29 protein-coding genes are annotated in these 26,058 nt (G+C 70.5%); 20 read left to right on the top strand and 9 right to left on the bottom strand.

The features are described 5' to 3' along the window. Nucleotides 1-3: 3 nt before the first annotated feature. The 5 genes from ACO0E1_RS16650 to ACO0E1_RS16630 all read left to right on the top strand — a co-directional run bounded on the left by ACO0E1_RS16650 (nucleotide 4) and on the right by ACO0E1_RS16630 (nucleotide 4,195). Nucleotides 4-543 (top strand): QsdR family transcriptional regulator, encoded by a 540-nt coding sequence (locus tag ACO0E1_RS16650; protein ID WP_422875192.1) that lies wholly within the window; start codon nucleotides 4-6, stop codon nucleotides 541-543. Between the two features lie 92 nt (nucleotides 544-635). Beyond that, entirely contained in the window at nucleotides 636-1,022 is a 387-nt protein-coding gene (locus tag ACO0E1_RS16645) for a lactococcin 972 family bacteriocin (protein ID WP_422875191.1), read from the top strand. Between the two features lie 56 nt (nucleotides 1,023-1,078). Then, nucleotides 1,079-3,046 carry a hypothetical protein gene (locus tag ACO0E1_RS16640; protein WP_422875190.1) on the top strand — a complete coding sequence of 656 codons (1,968 nt, stop codon included), beginning with the start codon at nucleotides 1,079-1,081 and terminating at the stop codon, nucleotides 3,044-3,046. Continuing rightward, a complete protein-coding gene (locus tag ACO0E1_RS16635) occupies nucleotides 3,043-3,753 on the top strand; it encodes an ABC transporter ATP-binding protein (RefSeq protein ID WP_422875189.1) in 711 nt (236 codons plus the stop codon). The genes ACO0E1_RS16640 and ACO0E1_RS16635 overlap by 4 nt, the downstream gene beginning before the upstream one ends. Before the next feature lie 10 nt (nucleotides 3,754-3,763). Further along, entirely contained in the window at nucleotides 3,764-4,195 is a 432-nt protein-coding gene (locus tag ACO0E1_RS16630; RefSeq protein WP_422875188.1) for an acyl-CoA thioesterase, read from the top strand. 134 nt (nucleotides 4,196-4,329) lie between these two features. Here the strand turns inward: ACO0E1_RS16630 and ACO0E1_RS16625 are convergent, their stop codons facing one another. Continuing rightward, entirely contained in the window at nucleotides 4,330-4,770 is a 441-nt protein-coding gene (locus ACO0E1_RS16625) for a VOC family protein (protein WP_422875187.1), read from the bottom strand. 146 nt (nucleotides 4,771-4,916) lie between these two features. After that, a complete protein-coding gene (locus tag ACO0E1_RS16620) occupies nucleotides 4,917-8,375 on the bottom strand; it encodes a bifunctional proline dehydrogenase/L-glutamate gamma-semialdehyde dehydrogenase (RefSeq protein ID WP_422875186.1) in 3,459 nt (1,152 codons plus the stop codon). Between the two features lie 82 nt (nucleotides 8,376-8,457). Here ACO0E1_RS16620 and ACO0E1_RS16615 point away from each other — a divergent pair, with 82 nt between their 5' ends. The 4 genes from ACO0E1_RS16615 to ACO0E1_RS16600 all read left to right on the top strand — a co-directional run bounded on the left by ACO0E1_RS16615 (nucleotide 8,458) and on the right by ACO0E1_RS16600 (nucleotide 12,338). Further along, nucleotides 8,458-9,360: a LysR substrate-binding domain-containing protein gene (locus ACO0E1_RS16615; protein WP_422875185.1), complete on the top strand. Its 903-nt coding sequence runs from the start codon at nucleotides 8,458-8,460 to the stop codon at nucleotides 9,358-9,360. A 166-nt stretch (nucleotides 9,361-9,526) separates the two neighbouring features. Next, nucleotides 9,527-11,011, top strand: coding sequence for a hypothetical protein (locus tag ACO0E1_RS16610; RefSeq protein ID WP_422875184.1), 1,485 nt, complete (start codon nucleotides 9,527-9,529; stop codon nucleotides 11,009-11,011). A 285-nt stretch (nucleotides 11,012-11,296) separates the two neighbouring features. Continuing rightward, nucleotides 11,297-11,653, top strand: a complete 357-nt coding sequence (locus ACO0E1_RS16605; RefSeq protein WP_422875183.1) for a VOC family protein — start codon at nucleotides 11,297-11,299, stop codon at nucleotides 11,651-11,653. A gap of 40 nt (nucleotides 11,654-11,693) precedes the next feature. Next, a complete protein-coding gene (locus ACO0E1_RS16600) occupies nucleotides 11,694-12,338 on the top strand; it encodes an FMN-dependent NADH-azoreductase (protein ID WP_422875182.1) in 645 nt (214 codons plus the stop codon). 4 nt (nucleotides 12,339-12,342) lie between these two features. Here the strand turns inward: ACO0E1_RS16600 and ACO0E1_RS16595 are convergent, their stop codons facing one another. Continuing rightward, entirely contained in the window at nucleotides 12,343-13,383 is a 1,041-nt protein-coding gene (locus ACO0E1_RS16595) for an MBL fold metallo-hydrolase (RefSeq protein ID WP_422875181.1), read from the bottom strand. 85 nt (nucleotides 13,384-13,468) lie between these two features. Between ACO0E1_RS16595 and ACO0E1_RS16590 the strand changes: the two genes are divergently transcribed. The 3 genes from ACO0E1_RS16590 (at nucleotide 13,469) to ACO0E1_RS16580 (ending at nucleotide 14,925) form a co-directional block, all read left to right on the top strand. Beyond that, nucleotides 13,469-14,512 (top strand): ATP-dependent DNA ligase, encoded by a 1,044-nt coding sequence (locus ACO0E1_RS16590; RefSeq protein WP_422875180.1) that lies wholly within the window; start codon nucleotides 13,469-13,471, stop codon nucleotides 14,510-14,512. Nucleotides 14,513-14,632: 120 nt separating this feature from the next. Continuing rightward, nucleotides 14,633-14,794: a hypothetical protein gene (locus ACO0E1_RS16585; protein WP_413602251.1), complete on the top strand. Its 162-nt coding sequence runs from the start codon at nucleotides 14,633-14,635 to the stop codon at nucleotides 14,792-14,794. Then, a complete protein-coding gene (locus ACO0E1_RS16580; RefSeq protein ID WP_422875179.1) occupies nucleotides 14,791-14,925 on the top strand; it encodes a hypothetical protein in 135 nt (44 codons plus the stop codon). The genes ACO0E1_RS16585 and ACO0E1_RS16580 overlap by 4 nt, the downstream gene beginning before the upstream one ends. Here the strand turns inward: ACO0E1_RS16580 and ligD are convergent. Then, a complete protein-coding gene (gene ligD / locus ACO0E1_RS16575; protein ID WP_422875178.1) occupies nucleotides 14,922-15,941 on the bottom strand; it encodes a non-homologous end-joining DNA ligase in 1,020 nt (339 codons plus the stop codon). The two genes, ACO0E1_RS16580 and ligD, sit on opposite strands and share 4 nt — an antisense overlap. Nucleotides 15,942-16,130: 189 nt before the next feature. On the opposite strand from ligD, the gene ACO0E1_RS16570 reads away from it, so the two are divergent. The 3 genes from ACO0E1_RS16570 to ACO0E1_RS16560 are packed head-to-tail and all read left to right on the top strand — an operon-like array spanning nucleotide 16,131 to nucleotide 18,771. After that, the gene (locus tag ACO0E1_RS16570) at nucleotides 16,131-16,979 is read left to right on the top strand and encodes a DUF429 domain-containing protein (protein WP_422875177.1); all 849 of its coding nucleotides are present in this window, start codon (nucleotides 16,131-16,133) and stop codon (nucleotides 16,977-16,979) included. Beyond that, nucleotides 16,976-18,178, top strand: coding sequence for a glycosyltransferase (locus tag ACO0E1_RS16565; RefSeq protein WP_422875176.1), 1,203 nt, complete (start codon nucleotides 16,976-16,978; stop codon nucleotides 18,176-18,178). Before ACO0E1_RS16570 ends, ACO0E1_RS16565 begins: the two co-directional genes overlap by 4 nt. After that, nucleotides 18,175-18,771, top strand: a complete 597-nt coding sequence (locus ACO0E1_RS16560) for a uracil-DNA glycosylase (RefSeq protein ID WP_422875175.1) — start codon at nucleotides 18,175-18,177, stop codon at nucleotides 18,769-18,771. The genes ACO0E1_RS16565 and ACO0E1_RS16560 overlap by 4 nt, the downstream gene beginning before the upstream one ends. 106 nt (nucleotides 18,772-18,877) lie before the next feature. Here the strand turns inward: ACO0E1_RS16560 and ACO0E1_RS16555 are convergent, their stop codons facing one another. After that, nucleotides 18,878-19,306 carry a DUF6892 domain-containing protein gene (locus ACO0E1_RS16555; RefSeq protein ID WP_422875174.1) on the bottom strand — a complete coding sequence of 143 codons (429 nt, stop codon included), beginning with the start codon at nucleotides 19,304-19,306 and terminating at the stop codon, nucleotides 18,878-18,880. A 125-nt stretch (nucleotides 19,307-19,431) separates the two neighbouring features. Here ACO0E1_RS16555 and ACO0E1_RS16550 point away from each other — a divergent pair, with 125 nt between their 5' ends. Together ACO0E1_RS16550 and ACO0E1_RS16545 are read left to right on the top strand one after the other, a co-directional pair. Continuing rightward, nucleotides 19,432-20,904, top strand: coding sequence for an APC family permease (locus ACO0E1_RS16550; RefSeq protein ID WP_422875173.1), 1,473 nt, complete (start codon nucleotides 19,432-19,434; stop codon nucleotides 20,902-20,904). Nucleotides 20,905-20,988: 84 nt separating this feature from the next. After that, nucleotides 20,989-21,609 (top strand): hypothetical protein, encoded by a 621-nt coding sequence (locus ACO0E1_RS16545; protein WP_422875172.1) that lies wholly within the window; start codon nucleotides 20,989-20,991, stop codon nucleotides 21,607-21,609. Between the two features lie 38 nt (nucleotides 21,610-21,647). Here ACO0E1_RS16545 and ACO0E1_RS16540 read toward each other — a convergent pair whose 3' ends face one another. The 3 genes from ACO0E1_RS16540 to ACO0E1_RS16530 form a co-directional block, all read right to left on the bottom strand. Next, on the bottom strand, nucleotides 21,648-22,085 hold the full coding sequence (locus ACO0E1_RS16540; protein WP_422875171.1) for a hypothetical protein: 438 nt from the start codon (nucleotides 22,083-22,085) through the stop codon (nucleotides 21,648-21,650). 93 nt (nucleotides 22,086-22,178) lie between these two features. Beyond that, the gene (locus ACO0E1_RS16535; RefSeq protein ID WP_422875170.1) at nucleotides 22,179-22,499 is read right to left on the bottom strand and encodes a hypothetical protein; all 321 of its coding nucleotides are present in this window, start codon (nucleotides 22,497-22,499) and stop codon (nucleotides 22,179-22,181) included. Between the two features lie 95 nt (nucleotides 22,500-22,594). Next, the gene (locus tag ACO0E1_RS16530; RefSeq protein ID WP_420364303.1) at nucleotides 22,595-22,981 is read right to left on the bottom strand and encodes a DoxX family protein; all 387 of its coding nucleotides are present in this window, start codon (nucleotides 22,979-22,981) and stop codon (nucleotides 22,595-22,597) included. A gap of 94 nt (nucleotides 22,982-23,075) precedes the next feature. On the opposite strand from ACO0E1_RS16530, the gene ACO0E1_RS16525 reads away from it, so the two are divergent. The 3 genes from ACO0E1_RS16525 (at nucleotide 23,076) to ACO0E1_RS16515 (ending at nucleotide 25,434) form a co-directional block, all read left to right on the top strand. Beyond that, nucleotides 23,076-23,408, top strand: coding sequence for a hypothetical protein (locus tag ACO0E1_RS16525; protein ID WP_422875169.1), 333 nt, complete (start codon nucleotides 23,076-23,078; stop codon nucleotides 23,406-23,408). A gap of 125 nt (nucleotides 23,409-23,533) precedes the next feature. Continuing rightward, nucleotides 23,534-24,958 (top strand): amino acid permease, encoded by a 1,425-nt coding sequence (locus ACO0E1_RS16520; protein ID WP_422875168.1) that lies wholly within the window; start codon nucleotides 23,534-23,536, stop codon nucleotides 24,956-24,958. Nucleotides 24,959-25,077: 119 nt separating this feature from the next. Then, nucleotides 25,078-25,434 (top strand): hypothetical protein, encoded by a 357-nt coding sequence (locus tag ACO0E1_RS16515; protein WP_422875167.1) that lies wholly within the window; start codon nucleotides 25,078-25,080, stop codon nucleotides 25,432-25,434. 97 nt (nucleotides 25,435-25,531) lie between these two features. On the opposite strand, the gene ACO0E1_RS16510 is transcribed toward ACO0E1_RS16515, so the two are convergent. Further along, entirely contained in the window at nucleotides 25,532-25,972 is a 441-nt protein-coding gene (locus ACO0E1_RS16510; RefSeq protein WP_422875166.1) for a BLUF domain-containing protein, read from the bottom strand. Nucleotides 25,973-26,058 lie beyond the last annotated feature (86 nt).

Here is a 26,058-nt window from a genome sequence, read left to right as displayed (position 1 = left end):
CGCGTGTACACGTCGGATTCCGCGCTGCGCGCCTTCCGGGAGGCTCGTCACACCTTCATCGCCGGGTCCCGGATCGACATGGGCGCCTTGGCCGCCTCGCTCGGCGTGGACCGCACGTCGCTGTTCCGGTGGGTGGGCAACCGTGACCGGTTGCTGTCCGAGATCCTCTGGTCCCTCGCCGTCCCGACGCTCGACGCCGCTTCCCGATCGGCGGCGCTGTCCGGAGCCGAGCGGGTCGTCGACGTGCTCGACCGGTTCACCGCGGACCTCATCGCCGCGCCCTACTTCCGCGCGTTCCTCACGAGGGAGCCCGCTCGTGCGCTGCGGCTCCTGACCACATCGGACAGCGATGTCCAGGGCCGGCTCGTCACCGCGATCACCGCGCTGGTGGCGGACTCGTTCGACCCGTCCCCGCTGTCCGCCGAGGAGCTCGCGCGGCTGCTCGTGCGGATCTCCGAGTCGTTCACCTACGCCGACCTGATCTCCGGCGAGACCCCAGACCCCGCGCGCGCCCGAGCGACGTTCGAATACGTTCTCCGCTGACGGTTGACCGCTGAAATACCGAACACTAGTGTTCCACTGCGGCCGATGATGGTCGCTGCGTCGAAGCCGACGCCCATCGAGAGGGGAACACCATGCGCACACGGATCATCGCGGCCGCGACCTGCCTGGTCGCTGCAGCGGCCGTTTTCGTGCCCGCCGCCGCCGACGCGGAACCAGCGGAGCCCGTCACGGGCACCAGCAGCACGTACGAGGGAAGCGTGCCCATCCCCACGGGCCTGCACGCACCGCGGTACTCGGTCACGCCCGAAGGGGGCGGCTCGTGGACCTACGGCACGAACGGGCCGAACAACACCGCGTACTCGAACTTCTACCACACGACCCGGAAGCACGGGTCGTCAGTCGAGAACGGCCGGGGAAACGTCGTGCGGAGTGCAACTGTCGCCGGCGGAGCGACCGCGAAGGCCTCGATCACGAAGACCTACGCCGGGAACCACGCCTACTACCGGTTCGTCAACTGACAGGTCCAGGAAACGACCCTCCGGACCGTTCCGGTCCGGAGGGTCACTCCGTCCTCATGCTGCGCACGCTCATCGCCGGAACCGTCGCCCTGGCCATCGGTCTCGCCGTCCTCGTCACCACCGTCATCGACGACGTCGCTCCCCGCGGCGCGACCGACATCATCACCGTCTGGGACTCGGACGCATCGTCGTCCGGCTTCTTCCAGGACCTGGTCGAGCGCACCGCCCGCTCCCACGACATGACCGTGATGAAGGAACTCCGTCACGAGTCCGGGTCGGGAGTGGTCCGACGCGAGTACGTCGCCAACGCAGGTGCCGCACGGTCGTTCACGTCGATCCACGGGGAACTGACCGGATTCGATCCCAGTCTCTCGACCAGCTTCCACCTGTTCAGCGACCTGCCCGACAACCGGATCAACGGCATGTACTTCACCGACGCGGGTGACGCCTGTGCTCGGGCGTTCGCCGCGTCGCTCGCCGAGCACGGCATCGCGCTGACGGTCAACACGCTCTCCCCATTCTTCATCTCGCTCTGGGTCGTGTCCGAGATCCCGGCGATCCCACTCTCCGGATGCCTGGTGATCGCCGTCGTCCTCGGGACGGTCGCGTGGCAGACCGGCCGCAGGCGGCGCGTCGCTGTCGCCGCGAGTCACGGGCGGTCCGCTGCGCGGTCAGCCTGGTTGGACGCGGCGGGTCTCGCAGCGCGGACGACCGCGTGGGGGTTGGTCGGGATCGCCGCCGTTGCAACGACCCTCGTGCTGGTCAACGGCGGGACCAGGCTCACCACCTTCGTCTTCCTCGCCGTCGGGTCCCTCACCGTGGCGGTCTCGACCATGACGGCAACGACGCTCGTCGCCGCCGGCCTGCCTCGGAGCTCTGTGCTCGCCAGCATCAACGGTGCCCGGCCATGGCGGACCATCCTGACGATCGCGCTCGTCGGCAACCTCGGAGCGCTCACGCTCGGTGCGGGTGCCGCCGCGACGGCGTGGACCGACGTGGCACTCGCTCAGGCAGACGCAGCGGAACGCGACCTGTGGCGTGGGTCGCTCGGTGACGTGCGGATGGGGTTCGAGTCGTCGATCGCTGAACTCGACGCAGCGGAGCATGGTCTCGGGGGCGTGTTCGAACGCATGGACGCTGCAGGCACCGCGATCCTCGTCGACCACACGGTGCAACCGGACCTCGCCCGGCACACCCCGGGCGGCGGAAACGTGCTCATCGTGAACGCGCAGTACCTCCGGGCACAACGGATCTCGTCCACGACCGGCTCGCGTGTCCACCCCGAAGACCTGACGGACACGGCGCTCACGCTCCTGGTGCCCGAAGGCGTCGAGCTTTCGGCGTCGGAGATGCAGGCCTGGCGGGTGTTCATGGAGTTCCAACGGGAGAACTCCACGGATCCGAGCCGCACTCCTCGGCACGTCCCTGTGAAGGTGTCGCCCATCCGGGACGACCGTGTGTTCACCTACGCGACCGATGATCTGGGCTCCACCAGCACCATGGCCGACGGCGTGATCGCTGTCCTGCCCACGGCGTTCCCCGCTGTCTCGGAGAACCTGTTGACGGCGGCGATGACGACCGGCGAAGTCGTGTTCACCGACCCGAAGGCGCTCCGAGCAGACCTCGCAGCGCACAGGCTGTCGAACGCGGTCGCGACGATCACACCGCTCGGCGACTTCGTCTCGTACCGGTCGGTCGTCATCGAACGCGGCCTCCGGCACGCGCTGCTGGCGCTCGGCGTCGTGGTCCTGGTGCTCGTCCTGTCGGCGTCACTCGCGAGCCAGGCCATCGCCGCGATCACACGTCGGCGAACCACCATCGCGCTGCTGCACGGTCGTCGGTGGCTCGTGACACTGGGCCCTGTCGTCGCGGGCCCGACCGCCGTGGTCGTCGGTGCCGCCACCGTGCTCGCGAGCACCGGCATCGTCCCCGCCGACACGACGTCCATCGCGTGTGCCGCGCTCGACGTCCTCGCGGTGGTCACCCTCACCGCGTTCCACCTCCGGATGAAGGAATTGACATGACCGGACCGATCCTGCAGGCGGAGTCGATCACGAAGGGCCACGGTCATCGAACGCTCTGGCGTGACGTCGACCTCGCGGTGTCACCCGGAGCTGCACTCGTGGTCACCGGACCCAGTGGGAGCGGCAAGTCGACACTGCTGCGCTGCCTCGGCCTGGTCGAACGCGTGGACAGCGGGAGGGTCGTGATCGCGGACGAGGACGTGACGCGTGTCCGTGCCGGTCGACGCAGCGCGCTGTACCGGCACACCATCGGGCACCTGTTCCAGAACGGCGCGCTCGAGGACGACTGGACCGTGCGGCGGAACCTCGACGTCGCCTTCATCGGAGCGACGACCAAACGGTCGATGCGAGCGCCGATCCGGCAGGCGGCGTTGACCTCGGTCGGGCTGCACATAGACGAGCGGACGAAGGCACACCGGTTGAGCGGAGGCGAACGGCATCGCCTGGCGTTGGCGCGGCTCGTGATCCGCCGCCCTGCGGTGGTCTTGGCAGACGAGCCCACCGCTGCCCTCGACGTCGCGACGGGAGCCGAGGTCCTGGAGTGTCTGGCCGGACTCCGTGCGCAGGGTTCCGCGATCGTCATCGCGACGCACGACCCCGCCGTCGTCGTCTGGGCTGACGACGTGCTCGTGCTGTCGGGTGAACAGGGATCCGAGACCGTTCGCACTTCGCGGCGACGACGATGGGAGAGGATGTCGGTGAACTGATCGGAGTCCGATGACCATCGACGAGTACCCGTTCCGCCGCACCTACCCCACGCGCTGGAACGACAACGACATGTTCGGGCACGTGAACAACACGATCTACTACAGCGCGATGGACAACGCCGCGACGTACTGGTTCCGCTCGGAAGCCGGGCTCGACCCGTTCACGTCGGAGTGGATCGCCGTGCTCGTGTCGTCGAGCTGCCGGTTCGTCGAGTCCGCCGTGTGGCCGGACGTCATCGAGGTGGGCATGCGCTCGAAGCACCTCGGGAACACGAGCCTGTCGTGGGAGTTCGGCCTGTTCCGGCAGTCCGACGGCGCGCTGCTCGCGACGGGTGAGTTCGCGCACGTCATCATCGACCGCGAGGGCGCCCGCCGCCCGATCCCCCTGCCGGAGCAGCTCCGCGCCCTGGTCACGTCCACGATGCTGTCCGTCGCCGCCTGACCCTGCGTCCGCAGCCGCGCGGCGCGTTTTGCCGCCGCACAACCGAAAGCAGTCCGCGCCGCGGGGTTCCGCGGCACGGACTGCTTTCGGTTGTGCGAAGCGACCGACGCGGAGCGGCGGCGCCGGGCCGTCCGTCAGGCCTTCAGCGCCGCCAGCTCGAGGTTGATGTCGTCGGGGTCCTGCACGGACAGGATCACCATGCCGGCGTCCCCGAGGTCCGTCACCTCGCCGTGCTCGACCCCCGCGGCGTCGAGTCGCGCGGCCGCCTGGTGCAGTTCATCGACCGAGCCGACGACGAAGCTCACGTGGTCGAGACCGACCGTGTCCGGGTCGAAGCGCTGCCCTGCCGGTGCCACCGGACGCAGGCCGAACACCTGATCACCGAGTTGGAACACGCTGCCGCCGTAGAAGCGCTCGCGGTCCTGCAGGATGCCCGGCTCGTCGACCTGGTCGCTGAAGTCGATCGCCGGATCGGTGCCGAGCAGCTGCTGGTAGAACGCCTTGCTGCGGTGGATGTCCGTCACGGTCACGCGGACGTGGGCCAGTGCGGACGGTCGTGCGAACGGTTCTGTCATGCCCCCGACCCAACGCCCGATGCCTCCGAGCGACCCGTGCCCGCGCGCGCACCGGACATCGCGGGCGCACCGCACCGCGAAACGGACACCGCACCAGGCAATTGCCCGATGGGGTGTCCGTTTCGCGGTTCGGTGTCGTTGCCCGACTAGATCAACGCGTCCGTCAGGTGGTTCGGCGTGCCGAACCGGTGCGCGGTGATCGACACGGCCTGCTCGCGGAGGAACGGCAGCAGCTCGATGCGCCCGGCCTCGGTGACCGGCTCGGCGTACACCGCGACGTCGGGGCGACCGTCAACGGCCTCGTACAGCGCAGCAGCAGAGCCGCCGATGAGCCGCACCCGGGTCGAAGGGCCAGCTGCCACGCGCGCCCCGAACGCCGCGTCGGACTCCGACGACGTGACCGACCGGACGCAGTCCAGCGCGGCGATCGCGGACGGCACGTCGCCCGCCGAGGAGACGTCGATCGTCGTCCCCGCTCGGAGCGCAGCAGCGACGACACGGACCAGATCGTCCGACGAAGACGGACTCCCAGACGCCAACCGCACGTGCACACCCGGGTACGGCAGGTACCGCGCGACGTTCCGCTCCGCCGACAGCGCGGACACGTCCACCGCAGTCCCGAACAACGACGTCCACGCGAGCTCGTCGGACGCCACGGCCCGAGACACCGAGGACGACGAGACTCCGGCGGCGCGGACGAACGCCGCGACCGCTGCCGACACCGGCGCACCCGCGGTGGCCGGAGCCGGCGCCCAGGAGCCCAGCCCGAACAGGTAGTTCACACCGCCGGCCTTCGTCCCGGCGCCGACGGCCGATTTCTTCCACCCGCCGAACGGCTGCCGACGCACGATCGCCCCGGTGATGCCGCGGTTGACGTAGAGGTTGCCCGCGTCGATGCGCGACAGCCACGTGCCGATCTCCGACGGGTCGAGCGAGTGCAGCCCCGAGGTGAGCCCGTAGTCGACCTCGTTGACGATGTCGATCGCCTCGTCGAGGGTCGACGCGGTCATGATGCCGAGGATCGGGCCGAAGTACTCGGTGCGGTGGAACGCCGACCCACGCTTGACGCCGGCGCGCACGCCCGGGCTCCACAGACGACCGGACTCGTCGAGCTGCCGGGGCTGCACGGCCCAGTTCTGCCCGGGCTCGAGCGTGGTCAGTCCCTCGAGCAACTTGCCCTCGGCCGGCGTGACGACCGGACCCATCTGCGAGGCTGGGTCGGTCGGGTACCCGACGGTCAGCGACGACACCGCGTCGAGGAGCTGCGACCGGAACCGCCGCGACTTCGCGACCGAGCCGACGAGCACCACGAGGGACGCCGCCGAGCACTTCTGCCCCGCGTGCCCGAACGCCGACGCGACGACGTCCTTCACCGCGAGGTCGAGGTCCGCCGACGGCGTGACGATAATCGCGTTCTTGCCCGAGGTCTCGGCGAGGAGCGGCAGGTCCTTGCGGAACGAGCGGAAGAGCGACGCGGTCTCGTACGCACCGGTCAGGATCACCCGGTCGACGAGCGGCGATGCGACGAGCGTCGACCCGAGCGAGTCCTCGGGGACGTCCATGAACGCCAGGACGTCGGCCGGCGCGCCCATCGCGTCGAACGCGGTGGACATCACCGACGCCAGCACGGCGGCGCACCGGGCGGCCGGCGGCGCGGGCTTCAGCACGACGGCGGACCCGGCGGCCAGCGCAGCGAGCGTGGACCCGGCGGGGATCGCCACGGGGAAGTTCCACGGCGGCGCGACGAGCGTCAGCGCGGCCGGCGAGAACGTTGCACCGTCGACCTCGTCGAGCGATGCCGCGAGCTCTCCGTAGAAGTGGGCGAAGTCGATCGCCTCGGAGACCTCGGGATCGGCCTGGTCGATGGTCTTCCCGGTCTCGGACGCCATCACCTCGACGAGGGCAGCGCGGTTCGCCTCGAGGGCGTCGCCGACGGCGTGGAGCACCGCGCCACGCGCCGGACCGGACCAAGTCCCCCAGACGGAACCGGCGGCGCGGACGCGCTCCAGGGCGGACGTGAGTTGCGACTCCGACCCGACCCGAGCCTCCCGGACGGCCGACTCGCCCAGTGTCGACGACGCGACCCGACCGGTGATCGCCGCACCCCATTCGCGCACCGCGGCGACCGACGGGTCGCTGTCCGGCGTGTTCTCGAAGTGGCCGGGCGTCGGACGGCCCACAGCGGCGTACCGGTCCGCGACCCGGTGCGACGAGGGCGCGGCGAGCCCGCCGGGGAGCGACAGCGGCGCCAGGGACGCGCGGAACCGCGACTCCTCGCGCTCGAACAGCGTCGGCGAGGACTGCAGCGAGAACACCGCTGACATGAAGTTGTCCTGCGAGGCGCCTTCTTCGAGTCGGCGGATCAGATACGCGATCGCGACGTCGAACTCACCGGGGTGCACGACCGGCGTGTACAGCAGCAGGGATCCCACCGTGCGACGGACGGCGGCGGCCTGACCCTGCGCCATCCCGAGCAGCATCTCGAACTCGATGCCGTCGCGGACCCCGCGCTGCCCGGCGAGCAGCCAGGCGTGCGCGACGTCGAACAGGTTGTGCCCGGCGACGCCGACCCGCACGTTCGCGATCCGGTCCGGGGTGAGCGCCCAGTCGAGCACCCGCTTGTAGTTCGTGTCGGAGTCCTGCTTGGTGTGCCAGGTGGCGAGCGGCCAGCCGTGCACGGATGCCTCGACCTGCTCCATCGGCAGGTTCGCGCCCTTCACCAGACGCACCTTGATCGCGGCACCGCCACGGGCGCGCCGAGCGGCGGACCACTCCTGCAGCTGCTGCATCGCGGAGAGCGCGTCGGGGAGGTACGCCTGCAGCACGATGCCCGCCTCGAGCCCGAGGAACGCGGGCTCGTCGAGGAGCTTCGTGAAGACCGCGATCGTCAGGTCGAGGTCCTTGAACTCCTCCATGTCGAGGTTGATGAACTTGGCGGGCGACGAGGCCGCGGCCCGAGAGAACAGCGGGCGGAGCTTGTCGACGATGTCGTCCACCGCGTGGTCGAACGCCCACGGCGAGTGCGGGTGCACCGTCGAGGAGACCTTGATAGACACGTAGTCGACGTCGTCCCGCGCGAGCAGCTCGTGCGTGCCGTCGAGGCGCCGGGACGCCTCGCGTTCGCCGAGCACGGCCTCGCCGAGCAGGTTCACGTTGAGCCGGACGCCGTCCTGCTTGATCTTCGCGATGGCCGGACCGAGCTTCGCATCGGTCGCGTCGACGATGAGGTGGCCGACCATGTTCCGCAGCACGCGTCGGGCGATGGGGACGACGACACCCGGGAGGCTCGGTGCCAGTCCGCCACCGATGCGCACCAGTCCGCGGAGCGCGCCGGGCAGGAACCCGGGTGCGTCCGGCGCGATCTGCTGGAGACGGCGTGCGGCGACGCCGAGGTCCTCCGGACGGACGACGCCGTCGACGAAGCCGACGGCGAACGCCAGGCCCTTCGGGTCGGCGAGGACCCCGGCCAGCTGCTTGGCGGACCCGTCGACCGGGTACGTCTCCGCCTCGGCGAGCCACTGTCTGACGAGCGCAACGGACTCGTCGGCGAGGCGGTCGTGGTCGGTCGTGGGCGCAGCGTCGGCGTGCGGCTGGACGTCGGTCATGGCATCAGTGTGCTGCTCCGCGTTTCGGTAGCGGAAGCAACTCTTTCTGATCGGATCCGTTCAGTTCACCTATCCTTTCTGCATGCTCGACGTCCGCCGCCTCGTCCTCCTCCGAGAGCTCTCGATCCGCGGCACCGTCGCGGCCGTCGCCGAGGCGCTGAACTTCACCCCGTCGGCGGTGTCGCAGCAGCTCGCGGTCCTCGAACGGGAAGCCGGCGTCCAGCTCCTCCGCAAGGCGGGACGGCGGCTGCAGCTCACCCCGCAGGCAGAGGTCCTCGTGGCCGCGGCGAGTGACGTCCTCGACACCCTGGAGCGTGCGCAGGCGTCGGTCGAGTCGACGCTGACCACCGTGCAGGGACGCATCCGGGTCGCGGTGTTCCAGTCCGCGGCGCTGGCCCTGATGCCGAACGCCCTGCGGACCATGGCGATCGAGCATCCCGACGTCCGCGTCGAGATGGTGCAGCGCGAGCCGGAGACAGCGCTCGGGGAGACCTGGGCGCGGGACTTCGACATGGTCGTCGCCGAGCAGTACCCCGCGCACGCGGCCCCGCGCTTCCCCGGGCTCGACAGCCGCGACCTGACGACCGACCCCGTGCGGCTCGCACTCCCGCCGGAGGACACGGCGCTCTGGCCGGTGTCGTCCCTCGCCGAGGCCGCCGAACTGCCGTGGGTGATGGAGCCACGAGGGGCCGCATCACGACACTTCGCCGAGCAGACCTGCCGCCGCGCGGGCTTCGAACCCGACGTCCGCTACGAGACCGCCGACCTGCAGGCCCAGATCCGGCTCATCGAGTCCGGGAACGCCGTCGCACTCATGCCCGACCTGGTCTGGGCCGGTCGATCGACGAGCTGCCGCTTGCTCGAGCTCCCCGATCCGGCACGCCGCACGCTCTTCACCGCCCAGCGCATCGCGAGTGCCGAGTCACCGGCGGTCTCGGCGTTCCGCGACGCCCTCGAACGGGCAGCCGCAGCACCGCGTTCCTGAGATGGATGCGGATGCGGAACCCCGCAAGCACCCCCAACCCGGGTCACATTCCGGACAGGCGTGTTCCTGTGAGCGCGCGAATATCAGTACGATCCGACCACGCCTGAGATTCTCGGCGGATTCTTACGATCCGGCACCCGTCCGGACCCGAACACTGGGGGAACCCGTGCACCGCAGCACCTCCGGTGCCCGACGCGCCTGCGCCGTCGGCACCACGATCGCACTCATCGGCCTGACCACCGGCCTCGGCATGGTCACCGCGACCGCCGCGTACGCGGACGACTCGACACCCGCCGTCTCCGCGCAGGTCGACCCGTCGTCGACCGCGACCCCCACCGACGGGTCGACCCCGACGCCGACCGAGACCCCGAGCGCGACGCCGACCGAGTCGACGCCGACCGCTCCGGCGACCGACGAGCCGACGGGCGACTCGACCCCGACGGGCGAGCCGACCGCTCCGGCACCGACGAAGGCCCCGACGAAGCGCTCCGGCGTGTCCGCCCTCGCCGCCGACCCCGTGGCCGCGACGATCGTCGGCGACGCGAAGGTCGGCGTCACCCTCCGTGCCGACTCCCCGCTGACCGGGAAGCTCACGACCGAGTGGTCTCTCGACGACGGTCCGACGGTTTCCTCGCAGACGTCGTACCCGGTCACGAAGGACGACATCGGCAAGACCATCACCGTCGTGATCACCGACGAGGACGGCAACAAGGCGGTCGGCACCACGAAGGCCGTCACCGAGGACGTGGCGTTCGGCGACGAGACGACCGCCGACACTCCCCTCGCGCTCAGCGTGGTCGCCGGCCAGAAGCTCTCGCAGGTCTTCGCCGTCACCGCGGGCAGCGGCACGGTGACCTACAGCGTCGGCTACTCGAACCCCGAGTCCGCGGACCCGACCGACCCGGACGACGCGCCGGAGACGTACCTGCCCGACGGCGTCGTGCTCAACGAGGCGACCGGTGAGCTGTACGGCACCCCGTTCTTCGCCGGCGTCTACGACTTCACCGTCGTCGCCTCGAACAGCTCGTCCACCGCGACCGAGTACGTCGAGGTGACCGTCGAGGCCGGCAAGGCCGTCGGCGTGATGGCGAGCGCGGCCGACCGGAGCAGCGAGGACCTCTTCGGCCCCGGCGTCGAGTCGAACTTCTGGATCATCGACTACGACGGCACGATCACGCAGTTCCACCAGCCCGCCGACTTCGAGCAGGACCCGACGTCCGACACGGTCGGCTCCGTGACGGTCGACCAGGGGAAGTCACTCTGGGTGGACGGCTCCCCCGTCGACGAGTACGGCAACTCGACCATCGACCCCGACGCGGACGAGTACCCGGTCCCGACCATCACGAGCGACCACGCGACGGACCAGATCGCGTACGACGCAGACGAGTTCTCGACCAAGGTCACCTTCCCGCACGCGTCCACCCACGTGCTGACGGTCGCCGAGGACGGGCTCTCCGTCTCCTTCCCTGTCACGGTGAACCCGACCGTGGTGACGGCCCCGGTCGCGGCGGTCACGCCGACGACGGCCAAGGGCCAGCTCGCCTACACCGGCTCGGACGCCACCGACGCCATGCCGTGGGCGCTCGCCATGCTCGCAGCCGGTGCCGGCCTCGTCGGCCTGCGCGCGCTGCGTCGCCGCACCCAGCGCTGATCCGCACCCAGCACTGATCCGCACTCAGCACTGATCCGCACCCAGCACGGATCGGCACAGCGCCGGTCGACCGCCCAGGTCGACCGGCGCTGTCGCGTTCCCGGTCCGGTCGGGAGGCTCCTGCCGGAGTCCGGCAGGAGCCTCCCGTCCGTCCTGTGGACGCGACCGGCGCCGGAGCCGTGAGGGCACACCGGTGCGGCAGCGCACACTCGGAACGGGTCGCCGCGGATGCGGGAGGCCCGGAGCGGGCGGGCCCTCGGCCCGTCCTGGACCAGAGGAGTGCACATGGCAAGCGGAGTCGCAGCAGTGTGGATACCGGTGACCGACATGGACCGGGCGGTGGCCTTCTACCGGGACGCGCTCGGTCTCACCGTGACGAGCCAGGACGCCGACTGGTCGGAGATCGACGCGAACGGCCTGATGATCGGGCTGAACGGCCGCGAACACGCCTCCGGCTCGGTCGACGGCGGCGCGGTGATCACCTTCCAGCCGGACGGCACCATCGACGCCGAGGTCGAGCGTCTGAGCGACGCAGGAGTCGACTTCACGGGCGGCATCTCGGACCACGAATGGGGTCGCATCGCGCCGTTCAAGGACTCGGAGGGCAACGACCTGCAGTTCTACGCTCCGCCGACCGCCTGATGGCCCGCCGGAGGACGGCGGACGTCGATAGCGTTGGCGCATGCCCACGCTGCTCCAGATCGATTCGTCCGCCGACCTCTCCCACTCGCGTTCCCGTGCGCTGACCGCTGCGTTCGCCGACGCCTGGCGCGCTCGGGGTCCGGAGTACACCGTGGTGCACCGGGACCTGCACGCGGCACCGCTCCCGCACCTGGAGAGCTCGGCGCTGCACTGGGCGGCGGCCGACCGGACCGCCGAGGAGTCCGTCGCACCCGAGGCCGAAGCGCTCCGCCAGGAGATCATCGACGAGCTGCTCGACGCCGACGCCGTCGTGGTCGGATCGCCGCTCTACAACTACACGGTGCCGTCGTCGCTCAAGGCCTGGATCGACCGCATCCACGTGCCGGGGGTCCTCGCCCCCGCGTTCGACGGGGACGCACAGCCCCTCGCCGGCAAGCCCGTCGTGACGATCGTCAGCCGCGGGGCGACCTACGACGCCGGCACCCCGACCGAGCACTGGGACCACGGCTCGCCCGTGCTGGAACTCATCCTCGGGAACGCTCTGGGCATGCGCCAGTACCCGATCACCGTGAGCGCCACGCTCGCGGACCGGCTTCCGGCGCTCGCACCGCTGGCCGACCACGCGGCTGCCGAGTTCCACGACGCCAAGACGACACTGGAGCGCCTCGCGACCACCGTCGTCTGACGGGTCAGGCGGGGCGGATCTCGTCGCCCCGCCCGAGCAGGTCGGCGTGGAACGCGGTCTGCGTCAGCGCGCTCGCGAGCAGGAACCCCGTCATCGACTCGATGCCGCCGCTGAACGGCACGCGGGACGCGACCTCGAACAGCGTCGGGGCGTCCAGCGTGTCGAGGGCCTCGGCGACGTGGCGGCTCCGTTCCTCCCGGTGCCGGACGAGCGTCTGCGCGCGGGACACCACGTCGCGGAACCGGTACTCGTGCCCCGGGCACACCTCGAGGTCCGCGTACGGGTCCAGCCGCGCCAACGACGCCAGGTAGTCCCCGAGCGGGTTCGAGTCGGTGCGGCCGCCGAGCCCGATGCCGGAGTTGATCCGCGGCAGCACGTGGTCACCCGTGAACAGCAATCCGTCGGCCTCGTCGAGGAAGCAGAGGTGCCCGGCGGTGTGCCCCGGCGTCCAGAGCGACCGGATCGTCCGACCGGCGATCGGCAGCAGGTCCCCGTCGTCGAGCAGGACGTCGGCGTACGACGGCTCGATCGCGCCGAGCCCGATGTGCCGGCCCACTCCCCACGCCGCGGTGAGGCCGTCGCGCAGCTCGTGCGGCACACCCCACGTGGCGATCTCGGCCTCGTGGGCTGCGGCGTCGTCGCGCTCGTGTTCGAGCGCCCTGACCTCCGCCGCGTGCATCGCGATGGGTGCCCCTGACATCCGTCGGACGGCGGTCGCGGCGCCGAGGTGGTCCGCGTGCAGGTGTGTCACGGCGACCAGGCCCACGTCCTGCACCGACCGGTCGATCGATCGGAGTCCGGCGTCCAGGACGTCGAGCGCGCCGTCGTCGCTCCACCCGGGGTCGATGAGCGCCAGGGAGCCGTCCGTGGCCTCGACGACGTAGACGAGCGTGGCGTCGGGCACGCCGAACCGGAACGGGACGGCGAGCGTCCACACGCCGGGGCGGACCTCCTCGACCGGGGGCAGCACCCCCTCGGCGAGCGCCCGGGCCTGCACGGGGCTGATCGGCGTCGGGGCCGGCGATGCGGGCGGAACGGTCGTCACCCGGCCACCCTAGCGAGGCGAGCGAACGCACCGGGGGTGATCCGAGCCTCCAGGCCGAGCGCGCGACAGCGCGTACACATGACCCATGGAGATCGCACCGATGCTCGCCAAGGCCGTGCCCGAGGTACCGGACCCCGACCGCGTGACGGGCGGCCTCCGGTACGAACCGAAGTGGGACGGGTTCCGGGGCATCGTGACGATCGACGGCGACGACGTCGAGATCGGCAGCCGTGGTGCCAAGCCCCTCACCCGGTACTTCCCCGAGCTGGTCGAGGCGTTCCGCACCCAGTTCGGCGGACGTGACCGCCCGGTGGTCCTCGACGGCGAGGTCGTGCTGCGTGCCGGCGAGCCAGGACACGAGCGGCTCGACTGGGAAGCACTGTCCCAACGCATCCACCCGGCCGAGTCCCGGATCCGGAAGCTCAGCGCCGAGACTCCCGCGCAGTTCGTGGCCTTCGACCTGCTGGCGGCGGACGGCGAGGAACTCGTGGACCTGCCGTTCGACGAGCGGCGTACCCGGCTGGAGGCCCTGGCCGACGAACTCGCCGACCCGCTGTTCGTGACACGGACCACCCTCGACGTGGACCTGGCACGCGAGTGGCTGACGACGTTCGAGGGTGCCGGGCTCGACGGGGTCGTCGCGAAGCCCCGGGCCCGACCCTACGAGCCCGGCAAACGATCGATGTTCAAGGTCAAGCACCACCGGACGGCGGACGTCGTCGCGATCGGGTACCGCGTGCACAAGAGCGGCAGCGGGGTCGGCTCCCTGCTGGTCGGGTTGTACGGGGAGGACGGTGAGCTCCGCCAGGTCGGCGGCGTGTCCGCCTTCTCCGACAAGCGTCGACTCGCGTTGGTCGAGGAGCTCGACCCGGTGGTCCTCCGCGACGCGGACGGGAGGCCCGTGACCGGTGACGGGGAGAAGTCGCGGTTCTCGTCGGGTCGCGACACGTCCTTCGTCCGACTGTCGCCGGAGCGCGTGCTGGAGGTCCGGTACGACCAGATGGAGGGTGCGCGGTTCCGGCACACGGTGCAGTTCGAGCGCTGGCGGCCGGACCGCGATGCCCGGTCGTGCGGCTTCGAGCAGCTCGAGGTCCCGGCGGCCTACGACCTGCGGGACGTGCTGTCCTGACGGGTGTTGCCGCTTCGTGATGTCCGATCCCCGAACTAGTTAGCCAAACTAGTAACTTCGTGGAATGATCGGACCACGGCAGCCGACCAGGGGTGCCACCACGGATCGGAGCGGACCGACATGAGCAACGCAACTCTCGTCCGACACACGCAGCGCAGCCCGCTGAGCGAGGTCCGCGAAGCACGTCACCAGCGCATGCTGCAGCTCAGCGCGGTGATCAGCGGCATCGCCGGCGTCACCGCCACCGCGCTCGCTCTCGTCACGATCGGGCTCGGCGCATGATCGTCGACGGCATCAGCGAGGCACACCGCCCCACGTGGTCCAAGCTCGCGCGGTTGCACTCCGCCACGATCGTGCTGCCGATGCACACGACGCGCGTCGAGGACGTGCTCCCGGACGACTCCTCGATCTAGGGCTTCTTCGCTCGGGACGGCTGCACCCGCGGGGGCTCGCCGGGCATCTTCGGGAAGTCGGGTGGGAAGGGCAACTCACCGAGACCGTTCTCCAGGTCACGCTCCCACCACGCCAGGAGCGGCGCGATCGACGCCGACTCCGCGCCCATCGTCTCCCACGGGTCCCCTGTTCCCCGCAGCCGGTCGGGCATCGTCAGCACCGTGAACGCGGTCGGGTCCGCATCCGACAGTTCCTCCCACGTGATCGGTGCCGAGACCGAGGCATGCGCCAGTGCTCGAGGACTGTAGGCACCGGCCATGGTGCGGTCCCGGTTCGCCTGGTTGAAGTCGACGAACACCCGGCTCCCCCGTTCCTCCTTCCACCACGCTGTCGTCACCCGGTCGGGCATCCGCCGTTCGAGTTCGCGTGCCGCGGCGATCACGGCGTGCCGGACGTCCAGGAACTCGTACTCGGGGACGATCGGTGCGAAGACGTGCAACCCGCGGTTCCCGCTCGTCTTGATCCACGCGGTGAGCCCGACCTCGTCGAGGACCTTCCGCAGTTCCTCGGCGACGGGGACGGTGTCGTGGAAGTCGGTGCCGGGCTGCGGGTCGAGGTCGATGCGGAGCTGGTCCGGGTGGTCGCTGTCCGAGGCCTTCGACGCCCACGGGTGGAACACGACGGTGTTCATCTGTGCTGCCCACACCGCCACGGCCGGTTCGTCGAGCACGAGCTGCGGGTGCTGCCGACCGCTCGGGTACGTCACCGTCACGGAGCGGACGTAGTCGGGCGCGCCCTTCGGCGGGTTCTTCGAGAAGAACTGCTCGCCGTCGACACCGCCGGGGAACCGCTGCAGCGACACCGGGCGGTCCCCGTTCGCCCGGACGAATGCTTCCCCGACCGTGACGAGGTAGTTCGCGAGGTCGAGCTTCGTGACGCCGGCGTCCGGCCAGAGCACGCGCGACGGGCTCGTCAGTCGGACCTCCCGGTCGCCGTCGGGCCCCGGAACGGTCAGCGTCGTCGCTTCGCTCGCCATGCAGCGGAACCTACACCGCCGCGCCCCACCCACACCCACACCCCCACACCCGCTCACCCGCGCACCCGCGCACTCGCGCACGTTTGAGGGAACAGAAAACGTCGGGTCGCGCCCGCCGACCCGACGTTTTCTGTTCCCTCGACGGGCGGGGTGGGGGCATGCGGGAGGGGCACGCGGGAGGATGGGGACGTGAGCGCATACCTCGGAGTGGACCTGGCGTGGGGACTCGGGACCGAACGACGAGCTGCGAACGAGACCGGGCTCGCGGCGCTCGACGAGCACGGGAACGTCCTCGACGCCGGGTGGGCCCGTGGCGTGGACGCCGTGAGCGAGTGGGTCGTCGAACACCTCGGCCCACGGACCCTCATCGGCGTGGACGCATCGCTCGTCGTGACGAACCCGACGGGCATCCGCGAGGCCGAGCGGCAGGTCGGACAGCGGTACGGCCGGTGGAAGGTCGCGGCGAACCCGACGAGCCTGGCATCAGCGGCGAGCGCCGGCGCCCGCCTGCTCGACCGGCTCACCGCGCTCGGTGTCGGGTACGTCTCGGACACCGCCGGGATGCACGCGCGGACCACGCCGGTGCTGTTCGAGTGCTACCCGTACACGACGCTCGTCGGGGTCGAGGAGCTCGGCTACGACGACGAACGCCCCCGGTACAAGCGCCTCGACACCAGGATCCCACCCGCGACGGCCAGGGCCCGGCGGGCCGAGGCGTTCGACGACCTCGTACGACGACTCCGCGAGACGCCGCTCGACCCTCCACTCGCCCTCGACTCGCACCCGCTGACGGCCGCGCTCGCAGACCCGTCCGTGCTGCACGGCCCGACGCACAAGCACCGGGAGGATCTGCTCGACGGCGTGCTGTGCGCCTGGACCGCCGCGTTCTGGGACCGGCACGGCGACCAACGGGTGCAGGTGCTGGGAGGTGACCCGAGCCTCCCGTCCGACCCGGTCGACGAGGCGGGCCGGAAGCCGGTGGTCGTGGCGCCCGCCCGTGAGTCGCAACGGCGCCCGCGGCTAGGGTTGCAGTCGTGAGCACGACGACCGAACCGCTGCGCATCGGGCTCGTCTCGCTGCACACCTCCCCCGGCGACGAACCGGGTTCCGGCGAGGTCGGCGGCATGAACGTCGTCGTCCGGCACCAGGCGGAGGCCCTGGCCGACCGCGGTCACCACGTCGACATCATCACTCGCCGCTCGGCCCCCGCGCAGCCGGACTCGGTCTCGCTCGTGCCCGGTGTCTGCCTGCGGTTCCTGTCCGCCGGGCCGGCCGAACCCGTGCCGAAGGGCGAGCACGACGCGTTCATCGAGCCGTTCCGGCACGGACTCGAGGCCCTCGGGCCGTTCGACGTGTTGCACTCGCACCACTGGTTCTCCGGCGCGGCCGCCCTGCCCCTCGCCCGCGACCGCGACATCCCGCACGTGCAGTCCTTCCACTCCATCGCTGCCGACTCCGCGACCCCGCTGTCGGAGGGCGAACGTCCGGAGTCCGCGGGTCGCATGGCCGGCGAAGCGATGCTCGCACGTGAGTCCGACGCGGTCGTCGTCGTCAGCGAGTCCGAGGCCGAGACCGTCCGCACCCGACTCGGCGGCGATCCCGACCGCCTGTGGATCGTGCCGCCGGGCGTCGACGGCTCGGTGTTCCGACCGGCTGCCGCCGGCGCCCGCCGCGCCGACGTCCCGTACGTGGTCGCCGCAGCACGCGTCCAGCCGCTCAAGGGACTGGACCTGGCGATCGAGGCGATCGCGGGCATCAGCCAGGAGGCCCGCCCCACCCTCGTCATCGCCGGGGACTCCTCGAGCGAAGCGGGCGACTACCTCGCCGAACTGCGTCGGCTCGCGGCCGCGCACGGCATCGCCGACCGCGTCACCTTCATCGGACCGCAGTCCAGGGCCGACCTGGCGTTCCTGTTCCGCGGCGCGGCAGCCGTGCTGGTCCCGTCGCACTCGGAGACGTACGGCCTCGTCGCGCTCGAGGGATCCGCGTCCGGCGTGCCCGTCGTGGCCGCCGCCGCGGGTGGGCTCCGCGAGGCCGTGCTCGACGGGGAGACCGGCGTCGTGCTGGAGTCCCGTGCGCCAGAGGTCTGGGCCGCGGAGATCGAGCGCATCCTGACCGAGCCGTCGTACGCCGCCGAGCTGTCGGCAGCGGGACGCGAACACGCGGAGCACCTGAGCTGGGAACGTTCGGCCGCCGGGCTCGAGCAGGTCTACCGGCGGGTCCTCGGTCGATCGTGACCGCACCGGACCTCGACGGCTTCTGGGCTGCGCTCGACGCGGTGCCGCTGGCGGACGACGCCGAGGCGCTCTACGACGTCCGCGCTACGGAGGGGCGACTGCGCCGGGCGAACCTGTCGCGGTACCTGTCCGCCGTCGGCACGGGCGCGGACACGTTGCTCGTCGCCGAAGCCCCGGGATGGCGCGGCATGACGAACACCGGGGTGCCGTTCACGAGCGTCCGCGAACTCGGTCCGTCGTACCTGATGCCGCCCGAGCCGACCGCGCCGTGGGAGGCATCGTCGCGGGTCGTGCACGCAGCACTCCAGGACTGGAGCGGACCGCTCCCCGTCGCGTGGGCGATCTTCCCGCACCACCCGTTCGTCGCACCCGACCGGCTGACGAACCGCACGCCGCGTCCGGCCGAGGTCCGCGACGGGGCGCCCGTCGCGCTCGCGCTCATCGAGGCGCTCCGGGCGTCTCGGGTGATCGCCGTCGGGCGGAAGGCCCAGGGGGCGCTCGCGCTCGCCGGCATCGACGCGATCGCGGTCCGGCACCCGGCGCAGGGCGGTGCGACGCAGTTCACGGAGCAGCTCGCCGCGCTGAACCGCTGACGGCCGGCCCGCCCGCCTTCTCCGCGAGACGCCGCCGAACCCGCGAGACGCCGCCGAAATCGACGGCGTCGCGGCGTTTTCGGGGTGTCTCGGCGCCGGCGGGACGTCAGGCGGACTGGACCTCGACGCCCTTCGCGGCGAGGGCGTCCGCCACGTGGGCGGGGAGCCGCGTCGTCGCGTAGACGGTCGTGAGCGCAGGGAGCTCGAGCAGGTCGTCCCAGTTCTGCGGGTCGTACCGGTCGTCGGAGCCGTCCCACCCGGGGTGCACGTCCTGGAGGATCTCGAGGTCCGGGTCGAACGTGACCTCGGTGACGAGGGACAGGTGCGACGGGAGCAGGTCGACGTCGTCGTAGTACTCGCGGGCACGGTCGTCCTGCCCCTCGACGTCGAGGTCCTCCTCGGTCTCGTCAGCGGACTCCCCGTCGTACGACTCGATGACGTCGAGGTCGTAGCAGAGCACGTCGAGCACGAGCAGCTTCGTGTTGAAGTCGGCGAACTCGACGGGTTCCTCGGTGGTGTTCGACTCCTCGTACATGGTGCGCAGCGTATCCGTGCGGTCCACTCGCTGCCCGGTTTCGAGCAGGACACGTTCGTGTTGCGATCGGCGGGGAGAACCCTGTGAAGCCGGACAGGATGCTGTCCTCCAGAAGAGGGTGGTGCATGACCACCACGAACACCGAGACCCCGAAGCAGGAGCAGCCTGAGCTCCGTCGGGTCATCGGCCCCAAACTCCTGCTGTTGTTCATCGTCGGGGACATCCTCGGCACGGGCGTCTACGCCCTCACCGGTCAGGTCGCGGCCGAGGTCGGCGGAGCAGCGTGGCTCCCCTTCCTCATCGCGTTCGCCGTCGCCCTGCTCACCGCGTTCTCGTACCTGGAGCTCGTGACGAAGTACCCGCAGACCGCGGGAGCCGCGCTGTACGTGCACAAGGCGTTCGGCATCCACTTCGTCACGTTCATCGTCACCTTCATCGTGATGTGCTCGGGGATCACCTCGGCGTCGACGGCATCCCGCGCGTTCGCGGCGAACCTCGGTGCCGGCTTCGGGCTCGAACTGCCGAACGTGGTCGTGATGCTCATCGGCATGGGCTTCATGCTGCTGGTGATGGCGGTCAACTTCCGCGGTGTCAGCGAGAGCGTGAAGACCAACGTGGTGCTGACGCTCGTCGAGCTCAGCGGTCTCGTCATGGTGATCATGATCGGGTTCTGGGCCATCGCCGGGGGCAACGCGGACTTCTCGCGCGTGGTCATGTTCGACACCCCCGAGGACAAGGGCCTGCTGCTGTCGGTGTCGACCGCGACGTCGTTGGCCTTCTTCGCCATGGTCGGGTTCGAGGACTCCGTGAACATGGCCGAGGAGACGAAGGACCCGTCCCGGATCTTCCCGAAGGTGATGTTGACCGGCCTCGGGATCACCGCCGTGATCTACGTGCTCGTGTCGATCTGCGCCGTCGCGGTCGTGCCGATCGGGCAGCTCGCCGGCAACGAGACGCCCCTCGTCACCGTCGTCCAGACCGCCGCGCCGGACTTCCCGATCGCGGACCTGCTGCCCTTCATCTCGATGTTCGCCGTCGCCAACACCGCCCTGATCAACATGATGATGGCGTCCCGGTTGCTGTACGGCATGAGCAAGCAGGGCGTCCTGCCCGGCTTCCTGTCGAAGGTCTCCCCGACCCGTCGCACCCCGTCCACCGCGATCGTCTTCACGACGCTCATCTCGCTGGCACTGATCGGCTGGGTCTCGCTCAGCCCGGACTCCCCCATCGTCGTCGTGCTCGGCGGCACCACGTCCCTGTTGCTGCTCTCGGTGTTCGCCGTCGTGAACCTGTCCGTGCTGGTGCTGCGCCGCGACAAGGTCGGGCACAAGCACTTCCGAGCCGGTGTCGTGATCCCGGTCATCGGTGTCGTCACGTGTCTGTGGCTCGTCCTGCCGTTCTCGTCCGGACGTGACATCGAGCAGTACCAGATCGCCGGTGCGCTGCTGGCGCTCGGGATCCTGCTGTGGATCGTGACGTGGTTCACGCACGGCAGGAAGCAGGCGGACAAGGCGCCGACGGGCCTCGTCACGGAGCCGACGAGCGTGGTCCGCGACGGAGCGCAGGGCGGCTCGCACGAGGGAGACCACCGGAACTGACCCGAATTGGGGCGGGCACGAGGGCGGCGCTTCCCAGGTCGCCCTCGTACCCTTGTTCAGGCACCCGGACGAGAGGACCCCCGCATGCACCGCGTCGGCATCACCCTGGCGTCCGTGTTCGGTGCTGGGATCGTCGCCGTCGGGATCGGTGTCGTCGTGCTCGTGGTCATCGCGGTGAACTCCCTGTCCGGCATCGGTGGCTCGTCGTCCACGCCGCGAGCCGTCACCTGCCCGGCCGCCGCCACGAAGACCGTCGGCGGCATCGCGGTGCCCGAGGGACCGGTCGCCGGCTACTGCCAGGACCGGCTCGTCAACGCCGCGTCCGTGATCGAGGCCGCACGCGCGCTCGGCATCGGCCCGCACACGCAGGCTGTCGGCGTGATGACCGCGATCGGCGAGTCCGGGCTGCAGAACCTGGACCACGGCGACGCCGTCGGGCCCGACAGCCGCGGACTGTTCCAGCAGCGGGACAACGGCGCATGGGGCACGTACGAGCAGCGGATGGACCCGTACACCGCGGCGTCGATGTTCTACGCGAAGCTCGTGAAGGTCCCGGGCTGGAAGACGATGACGCCGACCCAGATGGCGCACGCGGTGCAGGTGAACGCCGACCCGGACCACTACGCGAAGTTCTGGCCGACGGCGAAGCAGGTCGTCGAGGGTCTGACGGGCGAGACCGTCCCCGACACCGCACCGCAGGGCTGACCCAGGGCGCAGCACCGGGACCGCCGGCACCACCGCTGTCACGCGGCGGCCTCGGTCACCTCGTCCTCGTCGAGCTCCACGAACGCCGCGCCGCCGTCGTGCACCACGACCTGCCCGCGGACCCGGACACGGTGTTCGTCGAGCGTGCACGCCATCGCGTCGACCCACTCCCAGTCGACCGGGTACAGGTGCAGGGCACCCGGCCGTTCCCAGGCCAGGACCACCTCGGCCGCGCCGACCTGTTCGACGATGTCCGCAACGAGGGCGCCGAAGTCCTCGACGTGGTCGTCCGGTTGGTACGGCAGGTCCCCGATGGGGATGACGAATCGGATCGGCACGGCATCGGCGCCGAGGAACAGCACCCAGCACTGTCGGCGGTGCGGGCGTTCGAGGAGCGCGACGACGAGGTCGACGACGTCGTCATCGGTACGGACTGCGGTTCGCTCGAGTCGGTCGAGCACGTCGGTGTCTGGCATGGCTCAACGCTCGCGGAACGAGCCCCGTGCAGGGCGCCAGGATCGGACCCGGTGGACGGACCGAGCAGAACGACCCCCTGTGGAGGAACCGGTTCAGATCCCGTGGGAGATGGCGCTGTCCACCAGCAGCAGCGCCGCGAAGAACGCCGCGACGACCGCCGCCAAGCCGATCACCGCGATCGGCCACGCCAACCGTCGGCGAACCATCCGCAGCACCGAGAAGACGATCGCGAGCACCAGGACCAACGCGACCGCGACCGGCCCGGCGTAGACCACGACCCCGCCGAGCGTCTCGTCACACCGGTTCCCCGGTGCGGTGCACGAGTGGAACGCGAGCGAGAGGAACACGATCCCCCACCCCGCGACCACCGCAGCCGCCGTCGCGATGGTGAGGACGGCGATGGTGGCGACCATGTCCGCGACGCGGCGCCCACCCGTCAACCGGTGCCGAGCCTCCAGTCCGGACGGGAGTCCGGGCGGAACCGCACCGGACTGCACGCGCGCAGCCATCACGACCGCTGACGCGACCCGCCGCGCGTGGACCACAGCGCGGCGGCGACCAGCAGCGGCTGGCCGAAGAGACGGGCGATGCGCTTCTCGTCGGAGTCGAGGCCGAAGCCGTCCCGACGGTTCAGCCACTGCGCGATGTTCCCCGGGAAGACCGCGACGAAGAAGAGCGCGACGACCGTCCCGACGAGCCGACGACGGCGCGAGGCCAGCACCAGCGCCGAACCCAGACCGATCTCCGCGACGCCGGATGCCAGGACGGTGGTGTCCTCGTCGATCGGCACGAACTCGGGGACCTGCGCGCGGAACTCCTGCCGGGCGAAGGTGAGGTGGGACGTGCCGGCGAACACCAGCGCGAGACCGAGCAGGACACGGACGAACGAACGCATGCACCCAGCATGCCCGTGTCGGTGGCCGGACGCCCGGTGCTGCCCCCTGAACCGGCGTCTCCCGGACATCCGCGAGCCCGGGTACGGTCAGCACATGGCTGCACGCACCCGCGATCAGGAGCCACCAGCCGCCCCGGCGTTCGTCGCCGTGGTCCTCGGCCTCGTCACCGCCTACCTCGGCGTCGTCATCCCCGCCGAGTCGATGGTCCGTCACGTGGTGCTGTGCGCCGTGTTCGGCATCGTGGCGGTCCTCAGCGGGTGGCGGGCGATCGCCATCGCCGGCAGGCGGATCGGCCCACGCGTCTGGGCGTGGGTCGGCATCGTGATCGGTGGCGCCGGTCTCGTCTCCCTCGTCTGGCAGATGCTGGCCATGGCCACCAACGGCGCAGTCCCGCCGCCACCCTGGGCTCCGTACCTGGCCGGCTGACGGCCTGGAGGCTCGTGGCGGGCCCGCGAGGAGCCTCCCGTCCGCCGTCCGCGCACCGTGACCGCCCCCGGCGGGCCGGGCGCGCAGTGCGCGCGCAGGAGCGCCGCAGGGTGCAGAGTGGCCGGGTGACAACGACGCCGCAGCCCTCGCTCTTCCGCCGCAAGCCGATCGACCAGATCGACGACGAAACAGGGGGCGAGGACGGCCTGAAACGCCACCTCGGCCTCTGGCAGCTCACCGCCATCGGCATCGGCGGCATCATCGGCGCGGGCATCTTCACCCTCGCCGGCACCGTCGCGCACGGCATCGCGGGTCCGGCGGTGCTCATCTCGTTCCTCGTCGCGGGGGTCGCGAGCGCCGCCGCGGCGCTGTCGTACGCGGAGTTCGCGGGGATGATCCCGAAGGCCGGCAGCGCCTACACCTACGGGTACGCCGTCCTCGGCGAGATCGTCGGGTGGTTCATCGGCTGGGACCTGCTGCTCGAGTACACCGCGATCGTGGCGGTGGTCGCGATCGGCATCTCCGGCTACGTCGGGTTCCTGGTCGGACAGTTCGGCATCGACCTGCCCGCGTGGATGCTCGGCGCACCGGGCACCGGAGACGGCCACGTGATCGACGTGTTCGCGATCATCCTCTGCCTGCTCACCGCGTTCGTGCTGACCCGCGGCATCCGGAGCGCCGCCCGGTTCGAGTTCGTCGCCGTCGGCATCAAGGTCCTGCTCGTGGTGCTCATCGTCGTGCTCGGCGTGTTCCACATCAACAGCGCCAACTACTCGCCCTACTTCCCGTTCGGCTTCGGCGGCGTGATGACCGGCGCCGCGACGGTGTTCTTCGCGGTGTTCGGCTACGACGCGATGTCCACCGCCGCCGAGGAGTCGAAGGACGCCCGCAAGCACATGCCGAAGGCGATCCTGCTGTCCCTGGCGATCTCGATGGTGCTCTACGTGCTCGCGACCCTGGTGCTCACCGGCATGCAGAAGTACACGGACATCGACCCCGCCTCCGGGTTCTCGTCGGCGTTCGCATCCGTCGGGCTCGGCGGCGTCGCGAACATCATCGCCATCGGCGCGATCGTCGGCATCGTGACGGTGCTCGTGACGTTCATGCTCGGCGCCTCACGCGTGTGGTTCTCGATGAGCCGCGACGGCCTGATGCCGAAGTGGTTCTCGAAGACCGACCCGAAGCGCCACGTCCCGACCCGCGTCACGTGGATCCTCGGCATCGCGTCGGCGGTCCTCGCCGGGGTCCTGCCGATCGGCGTCGTCGCGGAGCTGACGAACATCGGCATCCTGCTCGCCTTCGTCGTGGTCTGCACCGCCGTCGTCGTGCTCCGCTACACCCAGCCGGACCTGCCGCGGCAGTTCACGCTGCCGCTGATGCCGATCGTCCCGATCATCGGCGTCATCGCGTCACTGTGGCTCGTCACGTTCCTGCAGTGGGAGACCTGGGTGCGGTTCGCGGTGTGGTTCGCGATCGGGCTGGGGGTGTACTTCGGCTACAGCCGCAAGCACAGCAAGCTCGCGGGATCCGAGGCTCCCACGAGCCGGTAGTCCGCAATTCGTCCGCAGGATCCGCCAACCGACCCAAACGGTCGGTGTCCCGGTGACTGTTGCCGCTGACGACGCGGTTGCAGTTGACGACTCCGACGCCAACGCGGTCAACTGATCGCATGTCCTCAGCCGCGAACGTCGATCTCGCGTACACGAACGAGTTCCTCGAACGGACGCACGAACGGTTCGACCGTGATGAGTTGTTCGGTGGTCGTTTCGGATGGGTCGCTGGGCGGGCGTACCGGGAGGATGTTGCGATCCTGCTGTTCCGTGACACTCGTGACGGAGTTGTTCACGGGATGCGGTGGAACTTGGCAGAATTCAGCCCGCTGTTCGATCCGAACTCACCGGCAGACCTCGCGGAGACTGTCTGGGTGAATGAGATCAACGACCCCTCCGGGCCCGGAGAGGTCCGACACGTCGATTGGGCGAACGGACTGATCGATGACCCGGAGAGCGTGCGCTGGCTCGACTAGCTCGGCGCCTGCGCTCGGAGCAGGAACAGACCCTCATCGGCGACATCGCTGGTCAGCTGGTCGCGAATCGCAAGCCGAGCTCGCGCAGCGGTAGCCGTCAGCGTCGGTGCTTGCCCGCCGCTGCCGTCGGATCGGCCAGCGGGTGGTTCCGGAACCAACGGAGCAGCTCGCGCGCTCGGCTCTGGTCGGCGCTCGAGTCCCCCGCGCCGAGGAACGAGCTGAACCCATCCGGCAACGCTGACGACTCGTCGCGGTCGAACGCCATGGTCCACTCCGGGAAGCGCCGCGTGTGGATCGACTCCTCGACGAGCAGGGAGACGTCGTGGTGCCGATCGTCCTCGAGGATCCGCCGGTACGTCGCCATCACGGCGTCGTACGGCCCCTCGAGGAGCTGCATGAACCGACCGGCGCGGTAGACCAGGAGGCCGGAGAGACCGTCGCCGGTGTTCCGCTCCCGCGCGTACGACAGGACCGCCCCCAGCTCGTCGTCGTCGAAGCGCTCGCGAGCAGAGCTCATGTAGACCAGTGAATGCAGCATCGTGCCTCCGAGCATGCCCTGCCGACGCCGCCGTTGACAGCCCCTGTCCGGGTGGCTGTGCGCCATCGGCTCCGACCGCGGGAGTC

The organism is Curtobacterium guangdongense (assembly GCF_049341845.1).
In the GTDB taxonomy this organism is placed as follows: domain Bacteria; phylum Actinomycetota; class Actinomycetes; order Actinomycetales; family Microbacteriaceae; genus Curtobacterium; species Curtobacterium guangdongense.
The sequence above is the reverse complement of the archived record's forward strand: the minus strand, read 5'-3'. Positions and strand labels throughout refer to the sequence as shown.